At 67.3% G+C, this 12,597-nt stretch carries 13 protein-coding genes and 2 pseudogenes; 6 read left to right on the top strand and 9 right to left on the bottom strand.

Annotated elements, in window-relative coordinates:
- From I53_RS02885 to I53_RS02870, 4 genes are all read right to left on the bottom strand, one after another.
- The coding region (locus I53_RS02885; protein WP_251982193.1) for a hypothetical protein at positions 1–508 on the bottom strand (508 nt) is incomplete at its 3' end.
- A gap of 296 nt (positions 509–804) precedes the next feature.
- Positions 805–1,986: a serine protease gene (locus I53_RS02880; protein WP_043346426.1), complete on the bottom strand. Its 1,182-nt coding sequence runs from the start codon at positions 1,984–1,986 to the stop codon at positions 805–807.
- A gap of 35 nt (positions 1,987–2,021) precedes the next feature.
- The gene (locus tag I53_RS02875; protein WP_148291055.1) at positions 2,022–2,408 is read right to left on the bottom strand and encodes a hypothetical protein; all 387 of its coding nucleotides are present in this window, start codon (positions 2,406–2,408) and stop codon (positions 2,022–2,024) included.
- Between the two features lie 584 nt (positions 2,409–2,992).
- Positions 2,993–4,399: a PLP-dependent aminotransferase family protein gene (locus tag I53_RS02870; protein ID WP_043346421.1), complete on the bottom strand. Its 1,407-nt coding sequence runs from the start codon at positions 4,397–4,399 to the stop codon at positions 2,993–2,995.
- 213 nt (positions 4,400–4,612) lie between these two features.
- On the opposite strand from I53_RS02870, the gene I53_RS02865 reads away from it, so the two are divergent.
- The 5 genes from I53_RS02865 to I53_RS02845 are packed head-to-tail and all read left to right on the top strand — an operon-like array spanning position 4,613 to position 7,978.
- The gene (locus I53_RS02865; RefSeq protein WP_051044636.1) at positions 4,613–5,032 is read left to right on the top strand and encodes a RidA family protein; all 420 of its coding nucleotides are present in this window, start codon (positions 4,613–4,615) and stop codon (positions 5,030–5,032) included.
- A 3-nt stretch (positions 5,033–5,035) separates the two neighbouring features.
- Complete coding sequence (locus tag I53_RS02860; RefSeq protein WP_043346418.1) at positions 5,036–5,866, top strand: transporter substrate-binding domain-containing protein; 831 nt, start codon at positions 5,036–5,038, stop codon at positions 5,864–5,866.
- Between the two features lie 45 nt (positions 5,867–5,911).
- The gene (locus I53_RS02855; RefSeq protein WP_043346416.1) at positions 5,912–6,565 is read left to right on the top strand and encodes an amino acid ABC transporter permease; all 654 of its coding nucleotides are present in this window, start codon (positions 5,912–5,914) and stop codon (positions 6,563–6,565) included.
- Complete coding sequence (locus I53_RS02850) at positions 6,562–7,218, top strand: amino acid ABC transporter permease (RefSeq protein WP_043346412.1); 657 nt, start codon at positions 6,562–6,564, stop codon at positions 7,216–7,218. Before I53_RS02855 ends, I53_RS02850 begins: the two co-directional genes overlap by 4 nt.
- On the top strand, positions 7,211–7,978 hold the full coding sequence (locus tag I53_RS02845) for an amino acid ABC transporter ATP-binding protein (protein ID WP_043346410.1): 768 nt from the start codon (positions 7,211–7,213) through the stop codon (positions 7,976–7,978). Before I53_RS02850 ends, I53_RS02845 begins: the two co-directional genes overlap by 8 nt.
- A gap of 418 nt (positions 7,979–8,396) precedes the next feature.
- Here I53_RS02845 and I53_RS35665 read toward each other — a convergent pair whose 3' ends face one another.
- Entirely contained in the window at positions 8,397–8,552 is a 156-nt protein-coding gene (locus tag I53_RS35665; RefSeq protein WP_286009567.1) for a hypothetical protein, read from the bottom strand.
- A gap of 97 nt (positions 8,553–8,649) precedes the next feature.
- Here I53_RS35665 and I53_RS35660 point away from each other — a divergent pair.
- A pseudogene (locus I53_RS35660) lies at positions 8,650–9,156 on the top strand (IS630 family transposase); the annotation flags it as partial.
- Positions 9,157–10,007: 851 nt separating this feature from the next.
- On the opposite strand, the pseudogene I53_RS02835 reads toward I53_RS35660, so the two are convergent.
- The 4 genes and pseudogenes from I53_RS02835 to I53_RS33645 all read right to left on the bottom strand — a co-directional run.
- Positions 10,008–10,319, bottom strand: a pseudogene (locus I53_RS02835) (transposase); the annotation flags it as partial.
- 409 nt (positions 10,320–10,728) lie between these two features.
- Positions 10,729–11,886: an L-dopachrome tautomerase-related protein gene (locus tag I53_RS02830; RefSeq protein ID WP_043346406.1), complete on the bottom strand. Its 1,158-nt coding sequence runs from the start codon at positions 11,884–11,886 to the stop codon at positions 10,729–10,731.
- A 38-nt stretch (positions 11,887–11,924) separates the two neighbouring features.
- A complete protein-coding gene (locus tag I53_RS02825; protein ID WP_043346403.1) occupies positions 11,925–12,197 on the bottom strand; it encodes a hypothetical protein in 273 nt (90 codons plus the stop codon).
- Positions 12,194–12,597: hypothetical protein (locus I53_RS33645; protein ID WP_043346400.1), on the bottom strand; the 404-nt coding region annotated here is incomplete at its 5' end. The genes I53_RS33645 and I53_RS02825, both read right to left, overlap by 4 nt.

Raw genomic sequence — 12,597 nt, 5'->3', positions numbered from 1 at the left:
CGGCGGCCTTTACGTACCAAGTCCTGGCCGCCGCGGCGTCGGGAGAACCGCCGATCCCGTTGTCCAGGGCGACCGCGTAGCAGTACATCCCTTCCGGGATGCCGGTCTCGGCCGCGTCGCGGAACCGCGCGCGCGCCTTGGCGTCGCTCTTCTCGAATCGGCGCCCCTGCTGGTAGAGGATGCCGATATTGACCTTGGCCGCACCGCTGCCCAATTCGGCCGCGCGCCGATAGGCCTCGAAGGCATCCTGGTTCGCGCCCTGACGGTCGTAGGCGCGGCCGAGCTGGAAATGGAGCCGGCGCAGCCGCGGGGCCTCGGCGACCGCCGCCCGACAGGCCGCTATGGCCGCGCCGGCGCGCAGATCCCGGAAGTTGACGGTCCGCTGCGCATCGGGGGCATCCGGATCCCACGAAGCGCTCGCGAGATGGTCGCAGGACTGAACAGCCCCGACACCCGGATCGCCGTCGCGTGCCGAGGACGCGTTACAGGCCAGAGCACCGATCAGCACAAGGAGTCCAAGACTTGCTGCGGATCTCGGCCTGATCTCGCTAGAACTGCTCAAGTTCAGCACCGGAGTGTCTCTCGAACACGATTGCCACTTTCGACTTACACGTCCGCAGGTTAACGCGCCTACAATCTTAAGTGGTTAAGGTACGCGCGCTGAGATTGCGTGCGGGAACTCAAGGTGATTGTCGCGGGCCGTGGCAGGGCAGACACACGCGGACGGAGGATCCCCCGATCGCGGCGCGATCCCGCCCGAGCTGTCGGCCGCCGGAGAGCGGCCCTGTTACGACCGGGCCAGCCTCAACGGCAGGTAATCTGAACCGTGAAGTCGCGGGCCTTCTCGGCGATCGCGGCGCCGTCCATCGGGTCCGTCATGCGCACGTTGATCGGCGCCTCGACGCCGTTCGCCTCGAGGAAGTTGAGGGCTATCGTCGACTTGATGGCGAAGTTCACGTTCTGCGGCACGTCGCCGGAGGCGAACGCGACCTGCTTGGATTGCACCACCCCGATCACGTTGCCGAACTGGTCAAGGGCCGGTCCGCCGCTGTTACCCTGCTGGACCGGCGCCGAGATCTGGATCTTGCGGGTGTCATCACCCGAACCCGCCGTTGCGGTGACGCTGCCGATCGTGAAATTTCCCGTCGAGGCTAGGACGTTGCTCTGCGGATAGCCGTAGACGTAGACGCTCTCGCCGAGCCGCGCCCGGATCGAGAGCGGCGGCACCACCTTCTGCGGAAAATCGGTGGTGAGCACCGCGAGGTCGTTGGCGGCGTCCCGGGCGACAAGACGGGCCCGGAGGGCGGTATGGCCGGGCTGCTGCACGGAGATATCCGAGCACGCCTCGACCACGTGGTTGTTGGTTAGCAGGTGCCCGCGTTCCGACACGTAGAAGCCGGTTCCGGTGCTGGTCATGCCGGCTTCGAGCTTGCGCGGGTTATCCGGCGCGGGCTCTGCCTTCGCGGCCGCCGTCGTCACGTCCTTCTGGCAGCCGATGACGGCGTCGAACGCCTCCGTGGACCCGACGAGGGACAGCACGGCGATCTGCCGGCCTTTGAAGATCACGTTGATGCTGCCGGCCTCGGACAGATCGGCCACGAAGCGTTCCTTCAGCCCCGACTGGTACAGCCCGTGCGCGTCGCCGCGCTCGAAGCCCGTGAACGTCCCATGCCACTTCTGGCGGCCCGCGATCATGTGGAGCTCGTACTGTCCGCCCACCTCCAGCGAGCGCCACTTGGCGTTGGTGAGGGCCAGGTACGACGCGCCGCGGGCACCGTTGAAGCCGAACCACAGCGTCGTCCCGTCGCCGTAGCTCGCCGCCGCCAGGCAGCCGCCGAGGCTCTCGCTGTAGCCGATGGACCAGCCCGCGACCTTGCCGAAGCTCTTGTCGACCGTAAGCTTCGGGGGCGCGGGCGAGGCCGCGGCGGGTTGAGCCACGCCGCCGACGGCCGCCAGAACGGCGAGGGCAACCTTCATGCGAGACATGCGCGTCGATCCGGCGGGCGTCCTGGAAGTGGTTCTCAGCGCGTCTGATTGACCGAGGTCGTGGCATTGCCCCGCGGCGATGCGAAGGGGTCTGCCGATGCGTTCACCACCTGCGCTCCCGTCGGGCCGGCGGCTGGCTGCATGGGCTGGCGATTTGCGCGAACAACCTTCCGCCGGGGCGCTGGCACGCGCCGCACCTCATGGATGACGCGGACGGTACGGCGCGGCGCGGCATAGACGACGACGGGGCGCTCACGCGCCGCCTGCGCGGCAATCGAGCCGGCGATGACGCCGCCGAGGACGCCGCCGGCCAAGCCGCCGAATACCGCACCCGCGCTTTGCGCGAGAGAGGGGGTCGGAGCCAGACTCAGTACGATGATCGCGCCGGCCGCGCTGGCCGACAACAAGAAACGCCCTAGCATCGACTCACCCTCGACAGACCAAGTTCAGAAATAATTGCGGCCTGATCGAAGCTTAGCCATATGTGCGACCTTGTGAAGGGGGATCGACCATCATTTGCCCATTTTAGGTTGCCACTTGCGGAAAAAGGGCAACGGAAAGTTACGTAGACGGGCGACCGATTGCGATTCAGATCCTCGGATACGCAGAGATCTGTATGGTACTGCACTATTCTCGTGCTACGTGACCTCAAATTGGGCTGGCGAGCGTTCCAGTCGGTTCGTTACGAAGCCGTCTGCTTTTCCGGAAGATCGACCTCGTAGCAGACATTCCGCTTTCGGCCAGACTACGTCACGCCAAATCACCTGAGTGCGCGAAACCAGACATTCGGCTTCGCGCTCGACCCGGACGTTCAAATCCGATGAACAACGCCTCCGAAGCGGACGTCGAGCCAGACAGATCTCACGTCAGGGCGGGCCGGAGCATCGCGTCGGCGGCGTGCTGGTTGGCGGAGATTCGCAGGAATTCGAAGGGCGCGCGATCGCTCCGGAGTGATGTCGACGCCCCGTGACGCGTCGTCAGGGGACCAAAGCGGTGGAGCCCCGTCTCACACCGCGCCCCTGAATCGAACCGTAGGCGGTGCACCCGCCTCAAGCAGGCCCGCCAATTTCTCCAGTGCCTCTCGAAGCGTTTCGCGATCGGGCGCTGCGTTGACACAGACGCGGACAGTATCGCTTTGATGCAACGACGACACCTCGAACAGGCTGATCGGCGTAACCCCGACCCCGGCTTCCTCCGCGGCCTGCGTATAGGCTTCCGCCGACCAGCCGTTCCCCAACTTCAGACAGAAATAGTACGCGTTCGGTTGGGTGAGGATGGCTTGCCGAGGCAGGAGACCAGCCACGAGTGCCTGCCGCGCTTGCGTTTCCGCACGCATCGCGGCGACGACTTGATCGATCCGCCGCGACTCCAGAAGGCGCGTCGCCCATTCCGCGTTGAATGGCGATGCCATCAGCGTGGTCGCACGCAGCGCGATACCGAAAGCAGAGACCAGCTGCCGGGGCACCCGCAGGAAGCCGATACGCAATCCCGGGCCCGCAAGCTTCGACAAGCTTGAGATGTGGACGACTCGGTCCGGCGCTGACGCAGCCAGCGGTCTCAGGATTGGGTCGGGCAGGAAGCCGTAGACATCATCCTCGACGATCAGGACGTCGTGGCGCGCACAGACTTCGGCCACCTCCCGCCGCCGTTCGTCCGACATCGTGGCGGTGGTCGGGTTGTGCAGCGTCGGCGTGCAGACGAGGACTTTCGCTCGGGTCCGGCGGCAGACCACGTCGAGGTATTCGGGCACGATGCCTTCGCGATCCATGCGGACCCCAACCAGCGAGCGACCCAGCATGCCGGCCGCGGATTTCAGGCCGTAGAAGCTCAGCTCCTCGGCCAGGACGGCATCGCCCGGATGCGTCAGCGCCATCAGGGAGAGCAGCAGGCCGTGCTGGCCGCCGCAGGTGACCAGCACCTCGTCGGCCGGGGCTTCAATCCCGAAGCGACCGAGCCATCGTGCTGCAATGGTCCGATGCCTGAGAAGACCGACGTCGACTTGGCTCGCGAGCAGGCCCCCGAGATCGACGGCGCCGTCGAGTTCGGGGCGGATCAGCGCCAGCGCAGGGTGATGCATCGCATGCGCCGGGAAGTTGTGGGACAGGTCGACGAAGGTCTGGCGTGGGACCGGCTCCCGAAGGGATGGCGGTCCGTCCGGATCCTGCACTGGGTTGAGGAAGGTGCCGCGGCCGACCTCGCCTCTGACAAGGCCCAGCCGCTGCATCTCGGCATAGGCCCGGCTGACCGTCCCGATGTTGAGCGACAGCCATGCGGCCAAGTCGCGCTGCGGCGGCAGCCGATCGCCCGGTCGCAAGACGCCGGCCCGCAGCGCGATCTCGACCGCGCCGACGATGGCCGAATAGCGAGCCCCGGCCGTCCGCTCGACGGCATCGATCCATCCGGGTCGACTCATACCTGCACCGATTGTCCTACACATTGTCTCGGTCGGACCGCAGCCACGACCGAAATTCAAGCGCGATGCCGCTCATATCCGCGCGCCAGGTCCGACAATGTCGCCTAACTTGATCATGACAATACGGTCCCGACCCTGGGTCCGGGACATCGCGCGGGTCAAGCCTGCGGAACGGAGATCGCGGTGCCGAAGCCAGAATCAGACCCGTCGGCCATGCTCTTCCACATGGTCTCCGACGGGCCGCAGCCGGTCGCTCCCTTCAGTCACGCGGTCGAGGTCGACGGCTTCGTCTTCGTCACGGGGCAGATGCCAGACACGCCGTCCAACCCCGGCCTCCTGCCGGACGGCATCGAGGCGCAGACCCGCAACGTCATGGCCAACCTCACAACGATCCTGGCCGGGCTCGGCCTGGGATTGGAGCACGTGGTCGTCGCGCGGGCCTTCCTGACGGAGTTCAAGCGCGACTACGCGGCGTTCAACGCGACGTACAAATCCTTCTTCCCGCACGACCGCCTGCCGGCGCGAACCTGCGTAGGCACGACGGGGCTCGCCTACGATGCCTTGGTCGAGATCGACCTGATCGCCCGTCGGGGCGCCGCGCCATCCCTTTCGTCGAGCGAGCAAAAGGACTGAGCCATGGCTTCCGTTCGGGACAAGATCCTCGCCATCGCCGCCGCGGCGGCGCTGAGCTTGAGCGTCGGGGCGTCCCAATCCTCTGCGGCGAGCCTCGACGACATCAAGGCCAAGGGGTCCATGGTCGTCGCGACCGAGGACAGCTACAAGCCGTTCGAGTACGTCGAGAACGGCAAGCCGATGGGCCTCGACCACGACCTCCTCGCGCTGCTGCGCAAGGAGGCGCCGTTCAAGATCGACCAGCAGATCATACCCTGGACGGGGCTTCTGGCCGGGGTCGCGACCGGGAAATACGACGTGGCCCTGACGGCGGCCGTCATCACCCCCGATCGGATCCAGAGCCTGAGCTTCACGATGCCGATCGCCGAAGCGACGCAATACTACGTCGTCCGCGCGGACGAGACCCGGATCAAGGGTGTCCCCGACTTGGCCGGCAAGACGGTCGGCGTGCAATCCGGCGGCGCGTCCTACGCGGCCCTGGCCGATCTCGAACCCACGCTGGCGAAGACAGGTGGAAAGCTCGGCAAGGTGGTGCAGTACACTTCCCTGCCGGAGGCATATCAGGACCTCGCCAATGGCCGGCTCGACTACGTGATCAATGGCGTCGTCAACCTCGTCAGCCTGACGAAGGACCAGCCGAAGCGCTTCAGGATGGGCGAGGCGGTCGGCGCGCCAACCTATGCGGCCTGGGCCGTCGCCAAGGGGAACGACGGCCTCCTGGCCTACCTCGACCAGTTCATGGCGAAGGTGCGCGCGAGCGGAGAGCTCTACGCTCTGCAGGAGAAGTGGCTCGGCCGGGCCTTCAAGGACATGCCGTCCGCACCGACCAAGTAGCCTGGGAGCGCGGGGCGACAGACCCGGACGCGGAGAGTGACGGCCATGACGTGGCCAGCGATACGCACCATTCTCGACGGCGCGGTGGTTACCGCCGCGCTGGCAGCGGTCAGCATACTGCTGAGCCTGCCCCTGGGCCTCCTCCTCGCGCTCCTGCGTGAAGGCCGCATTCCCGGGGTCCCGGCTCTTCTCGCCGCTTTCGTCAGCCTCGTCCGGGCGACGCCGTTCGTAACGCTCGTCCTGTTCGTTTACTTCGTCCTGCCGGCGGCCGGATTGGAGCTCGAACCGGTTCCGGCCGCCATCGTCGCGCTCACGCTGAATACGGCGGCGTTCAGCAGCGAGATCTGGCGCTCGGCACTCGTGACGTTTCCCCGGGATCAACGTGAGGCGGCTGCCGCCTTCGGCATGTCGGAGCGAGCCACCTTCATCCGCATCGTCTTCCCGCAAATCTGGCGGGCCAATCTCGGGCCCCTGGTCAGCGAGGTCACAATCCTCCTGAAGTGCACCCCAGCCGTGGCCGTTATCGGGGTGGTCGAGATCACCCGCGCAGCCGGCCGGATCGGCGCAGAGACCTACGAGCCGCTGCCTCCCTTCCTCGTCGCGACGCTCATCTACACCGCGCTGATCGCGACGCTCGTGCGCGGCCAGCGCGTCGTCGAGCGCAGGATCGCCCGGCGATTCGGATTGGCGCGCCCGTGAACGGACTTCTGGTCGTCTGGGAGAGCCGGGACGTCTTCCTCTGGGGGGCGGCCAACACCCTGTCGCTCGTACTGGGGTGCCTCCTGCTCAGCATCCCGATCGGCATCCTCGGCGCCGTCGTGCTCACGGAGGCGCCGGATCCGCTGCGCCGCCTGTTCGCCGAGGCCGTCGATCTCCTGCGGTGCGTGCCGTTCCTGCTGCTCGCCTACGTCGTCTATTACGGCCTCCCCGAATTCGGCCTCAGACTCGATCCCTGGTGGGCCGGACTGATGTCGCTCACGGTCTACACGACGGCCTACCTCGCGGAGATCTTTCGGGCGGCCTTCCGCGCCGTCGCTCCGGACAACATCGAGGCGGCGCACGCCTTCGGCCTGTCCCGCAGCCTGATCTACCGGCGCATCATCCTGCCCCAGGTCGCCATAACCGCTGCCCCGGTGATCGGGAACCAAGTGATCACGACCATCCGGGACAGCGCGCTCCTCATGATCATCACGGTGCAGGAACTGACCTTCGCGGCGAATTTCGTCAGTGCGAACCATTTCACGCCCTTCGCGCCGTTCGCCGCCGCGGTCGGCCTCTACCTGCTCATGTCGTTCGTGGTCGAGGCGGGCGTGCGCCGCATGGAGCGGGTCAGGAAGGGACGCTATGGCTGAGACTGACGCCGCGATCTCGGTCCGGGGTTTGTGCAAGGATTTCGATGGGTTCGAAGTCCTGCGTGACATCGACCTCGACCTCGCGCCCGGCACGACGACCTGCATCCTGGGGCCGAGCGGCTCGGGCAAGTCGACCTTTCTGCGCTGCCTCAACTGGCTTGAGGAGCCGAGCGCGGGCTCCGTTCACATCGACGGCAAGCCCATCGGGCGGAGCGGGAATGGCAGGGCCACGAGGCCGATGGCACGGCGCGAGCTGGCATCCACGCGAACCAGCATCGCCATGGTGTTCCAGCACTTCGCCCTCTGGCCGCATCTGACCGTGCTCGGCAACGTGACCGAGGCGCCGGTCCACGTCCTCGGCCGTCCCAAGCGAGAGGCCGAGGAGGAGGGCCGCGCGATCCTGGCCCGTGTCGGCCTCACCGAGAAGGCCGACGTCTACCCGCACACGCTGTCCGGCGGTCAAAAGCAGCGCGTCGCGATCAGTCGCGCGCTCGCCATGAGGCCCAAGGTCATCCTCTTCGATGAGCCCACCAGCGCCCTCGACCCCGAGATGGTCGGAGAGGTGCTGAGCGTCATCCGCGAGCTTGCGCGGGAGGGGCTGACCATGGTGATCGTAACCCATGAGATGAGCTTCGCGCGCGAAATCGCCGACACAATCGTCTTCATGGACGGGGGCCGCATCCGAGAGATTGCGGCGCCAACGGATTTCTTCACCAATCCTCAGTCCGAGCGGGCCCGACGGTTCATCTTCCGACCTTGACGGTCACCATGAGTTCTCGCAGTACGACGTCATCTTGAGCGAGCGCTCGTGCAGCGACGCGGACGCAGGATTCACGAGTGGGATCAGCTGTACGCGCCTGGGCAATGGCTCAGACCGTCTGCGTGCTTCCCACGGCAACCGACACGACCTGGCTCTCTGCGATCGCCGAGGATCGATCTCGCCCGCTCGAGCACGTCCGGCGCGCCCGCATCGTTCTGCTCTCGGCCGAGCGCCTGAGCGTCCAGGACGTCGCCCGGCGGGCGTCGAAGGTCTGCTGCGCGACAAGACGTGCCCGACCGGGGCACCACCCCATTCGACAGAGACGGTCGCCGGGGTGCCGGCGCTGACCTGCGGGGAGCCGCCGGGCGAGGTCACCCGCTGGACCGGCCGTGCCGTAGCCCGTGCTGTGGGGATCTCGTTACGCGCCGTGCAGCGGATCCGGAAAGCTCACCGCCTCCGGCCGCACCGGCTGCGCGCCTTCAAGCGTTCGCGCGATCCGGCCCTCGCCGCCCAGGTCGAAGACGTGGTTGGCCATGACACAAGACCCACCCGCCCACGCGGTGGTGCTGTCCATCGACGATCCTTCGACCGGCTCAGGATGAGGAGAACCGGATCCAGGCGCTGGAGCGCACCCGCCCCGACCGTCCGCTCGCCCCCGGCCATCCCGCCGCCCGAACCACGACTATGCCCGTCATGGCACCACGACGCTGTTTGCAGCCCTCGACGTCCTGGCGGGCACGGTGCTCGGCCGCGGCATGCAGCGCCACCGGAACCGTGAGGTCATCCGGTCCCTCGACGCCGTCGAGGCCGCCGTCCCGTCCGACAAGGCGATCCAGGCGATCCTCGACAACGTCACCACTCACAAACACCCGAAGGGGCGCTCCAGGCTCGCCCGCCACCGGCGCTGGACGTTCCACGTCACGCCGACATCGGCCTCGTGGCTCGACGCGGCCGAGGGCTTCCTCCCGGCGCTGATCTGTCGTCGGTTGCGACGCGGCTCCTTCACCAGCGTCGTCGACCTGCAGGCGGCGATCAAACGCGACATCACCGAGCACACTCGGCGCGCCAAACCCTTCGTCTGGACCAATTCCGCCACCGACATCCTCGCCGCAGTCAGCCGATCCCCTGAACCATCGGTCTGGGTCAGCGCGCCAGAGGCTGCGGTGGGCCCTATCTGAACAGCGGCAGCTCTGCGCCGAGCACGCAGAGGCCGACCAAAAACAAGGAGCCACCCGCGGCTTCTAGAATGACGCGCAGACGGTCGCTGATGAGAGACGCCGCGGCTGAAGCCGTTCCAGCCACGAAGCAAGCCAGACTGATCAACGTCACCGCAGCGCCTCCACGTCGGCCTGGAACGCCTACGCTACGGCGTGGGGGAGCAGGAAGTTTCAGCGAGGGTTCGCCAAGCCAGCGACGACGCAGCCGAGCTTGGGGGGTTAGCGTTTCGCGCCCCCTTGGCATCCACGCCCGCCCTTGTCGCTGAGGGGCGAACGGTAGGCGGACGTGGACGGCCAGCCTGAAGCCGGCGGCGGCGGCCTAATGTCTGATTCGAGACATTTCAATCCAAACCGGCTCTTCCCGATGAACGCCGCTCGCACATCCAGTGCAGGCGGTGGGAGGGATCTCGGAGGCCTCAGGAAATCCAGCCGAGCACCGTCACCAGGTGGTCGGCCTGGGCTCGAGTCAGGCCAGAGGCGACGGCGGATCCATTCCGGCAGACCGCAAAGGTCCCGTCAGCGGACGCACGAATTTTGATGGAGGCCATGGAGCTAAACCCGCGATCATGTCGCGGCCGATGTCGAAGGCTCAGGACGAACCGCGTGAGATGTGATCTCGGTTCCTCCCTGGCAAAATGCGGCGGACCGCCTCAGGTCTGTGGCTGAAACCCCAGCACGTCCCGCTCGCGCATCCGATGCGAGTTGATCGGCTTCGTCCGTCAATGCGGTGGACTTGCGGGATGGAATGGGCGCGGCCATCGTCAGGCGGCTCGCGGTGGAAGGGTGATGGTGTCGTCGGTCAGCGTCGGGGTGAGGGCCGCCAACGGATTCGTCGAATGTAGCTCCGTCCGATGCCGGATCGGGAAGCTGAGGCGAGCCAGAACATCGTCGCCCGTGCCTTCGATGAGGTCCTCCAGTTTCGGCCAGCGATTACGGAGTTGCTCGGCCGGATGCTGGAGAGCGATGCGCGCCGCGTCCTGATCGGGCTGCTGGAAGGCGTTCACGCGCTCTTCGATGTCCTTGCAGAGCTTCGACACCGACGACTTCGAGATGCCCGACAGACCCATGGCCTGCACGAGATCGTCCACCCGGCGCGTCGAGACGCCGGCGATGCACGCCGCCTGGCTTGGCCGAAAGCCGCCGGCCCGCTTCGACGTCGGGACACCGCAAAAGGCGGACGGGATCCTGCTGATCCGACGCCAGCATGACGCGATCAAGAGTGCTTTCTCGCGCGCCGATCATCCACCGCCGCAACGCGGATCCTGGAGCCGAACGGGCAGATCCCGGAGCCGTCCCCGCCGCCGCAGCTTCCGGCCCTGGAGCTTGGCGGCAGCGCCCCCGCGCCCAAGGTCAGGGGGAGGCCCTGGCACGGGGTCATGCCGGGCAGCCTTTCGGCTGGCCGATCTCGCCCCCTCGAGAAGGCCACCGGCGCGGTGAGGCGCGGCGAGGTCCGTCATCACGGCAGCCGGGCGTCGGATCTGTCGCCGGAGAACGTCCACGCGATCCGGCGCAGGCCTCAGCCGCGACGCGGTCTCAGGGGCGGGTCAGGAGGACGGGCCCGCTGTCGATCCGGATGCGCAGCACCGCGTAGGGCTTGCGGCGAAGGTCGCGGCCTTCGTGGAAGCCCGCTTGCCGGTGCAACTGGTTGGCGGTGAAGTACAGGTAACCGTCGCGCCCGATCGACAGCGTATCGGGCCAGCTGATGGCCGGATCGGTGACCACGGTGGACCACTTGCCCTGGTCGAGCACGCGGATGGCGTTGTGCTCGTAATCGCCGGCGAAGACCCGGCCGCGATCGTCTTCGGCGATCCCGTCCGAGGCGCCCTTGGCGCCCATGTCGCGGATCTGGCCGGCGAGATCAGCCTCGCTCACCCGGGGATCGCGCAAGGCGGCGGTCGGCACGGCATAGAGCGTCCGGCCGGAGAGCGGGCCGTAATAGAGCAGCGACCCGTCCGCCGAGAGCGCGATGGCATCGCTGGCGACGCGGACCGGCTTCGCCGGCCCGTTGGCGGGGCGGTTCATCAGCGGCTCGCCATCGACGACGGGGGTGAAGTCGGGCTCCGGCGCGGTGCTCGCATGGCCGGAGAGGCGGCGGAATGCCTTTCCGGTGGCGAGGTCCACCACAATGATCCCGCCGATGCCCGCGTTGGAACTGTCGGTGATGTAGGCGACGCCGGCCTCGCCCTGGCGCAGGTCGAAGCGGACGTCGTTGAGATAGGTCGTCGGCAAAACGACGCTGTCGGGCAGGACGATGGTGCGGACGATCGTGTTCGTGGCGAGGTCGATCGCCACCAGCTTGGCACCGCCCGGCTGCGGCGGGCGGAAGCCGGGCGCGGCCGTATCCAGCACCCAGAGCCGGTTCGCGCCGTCGGCGACGACGCTCTGCACGGAGATGAAATGCGCGGCCGGGGCGGCCGGATCGGGCTGGTTCGTCGCGAGATCGGGATAGGGCACCGTCGTCCCGTTCACCACCTCCCCCACGGTGAAGGGCGCGTTGTCGCCCCATTGCGGGAAATTCACGAACATCCGCCCGTTGGGCGCGACAGTGACGCCCGTCGGCATGGCGCCGTCGAATTGTGCGACCTGCTCGATGGCAGGCGCCGGCGCGGCGGAGGGCTCGGCCGCGCGCGCCGCGTCGTTCGCAAGCGCGATGGACAATGCCGCCGCCAGGGTGGCGGTGAGACTCTTCATGATGTCCTCTCCCCCCGACGCCGCGTCGAGGCCTGTCGTTAGGCGCAGCAGGTAAGACGTCGGCACCGGTCGGCAATGGCGGGACTGAACGGCTCCAGCACCGGCGCGAGCCGCCCTGCGGCGAGATCCGCGGAGACGTAGGACCGGCCGAACCGTGCGAGGCCGGCGCCGCCGAGCGCCATCAGGCGCACTACGTCGCCGGACAGGCCCTTGTGCTCGGCGAGATCGACGCGCATCCGCGGATGTGCCGCGAGAGATCGCGGCCGAACCGGCAGGATGACCTGGGTGCCGAACGGGACCGAGGCGTTCACCCGGAGCCGGGCGCTCGGCTCGGCTGTCCCTCGGCCCCTGACGACTTGCAGGCGTCCGCGCGCTGGTCGCGCAGGCTGCGCAGGCCGGCGAGGCTGATCTCCTCCGTGATGGCTTCGTGCCATCTGTCGAGCAGGCGGATGCTGAATCGTCGGCCGTTCAGGATGCTCTTGAGCACATCGCCATTCAGCGAAATCACCCCGATTTCCTGCATCTGCGCCGTGGGAAACATTGCGTTCGACACCGGCCCGTCGTCGATCCGATACTGATAGTTGAAGATGGAATTCTTCGGCAGACCCGTCACCTCGAGCCGGTCGCCGACGATCTGGATGCGCGATCGGGTCTTCGGCGCCAGGATGCAGTCAGCGTCCCCGCTCGACGGGTGACCGGCCTTCCTGAGCA

Origin of the sequence: Methylobacterium sp. B1, from assembly GCF_000333255.1 — a bacterium.
In the GTDB taxonomy this organism is placed as follows: domain Bacteria; phylum Pseudomonadota; class Alphaproteobacteria; order Rhizobiales; family Beijerinckiaceae; genus Methylobacterium; species Methylobacterium fujisawaense.
The sequence above is the reverse complement of the archived record's forward strand: the minus strand, read 5'-3'. Positions and strand labels throughout refer to the sequence as shown.

Excerpts from the sequence above, each read along its gene's own strand:
- I53_RS02880 (WP_043346426.1), bottom strand. The coding sequence starts at position 1,986 with ATGTCTCGCATGAAGGTTGCCCTCGCCGTTCTGGCGGCCGTCGGCGGC.
- I53_RS02875 (WP_148291055.1), bottom strand. The coding sequence starts at position 2,408 with ATGCTAGGGCGTTTCTTGTTGTCGGCCAGCGCGGCCGGCGCGATCATC.
- I53_RS02870 (WP_043346421.1), bottom strand. The coding sequence starts at position 4,399 with ATGAGTCGACCCGGATGGATCGATGCCGTCGAGCGGACGGCCGGGGCT.
- I53_RS02865 (WP_051044636.1), top strand. The coding sequence starts at position 4,613 with ATGCTCTTCCACATGGTCTCCGACGGGCCGCAGCCGGTCGCTCCCTTC.
- I53_RS02860 (WP_043346418.1), top strand. The coding sequence starts at position 5,036 with ATGGCTTCCGTTCGGGACAAGATCCTCGCCATCGCCGCCGCGGCGGCG.
- I53_RS02855 (WP_043346416.1), top strand. The coding sequence starts at position 5,912 with ATGACGTGGCCAGCGATACGCACCATTCTCGACGGCGCGGTGGTTACC.
- I53_RS02845 (WP_043346410.1), top strand. The coding sequence starts at position 7,211 with ATGGCTGAGACTGACGCCGCGATCTCGGTCCGGGGTTTGTGCAAGGAT.
- I53_RS35665 (WP_286009567.1), bottom strand. The coding sequence starts at position 8,552 with ATGGACAGCACCACCGCGTGGGCGGGTGGGTCTTGTGTCATGGCCAAC.
- I53_RS02830 (WP_043346406.1), bottom strand. The coding sequence starts at position 11,886 with ATGAAGAGTCTCACCGCCACCCTGGCGGCGGCATTGTCCATCGCGCTT.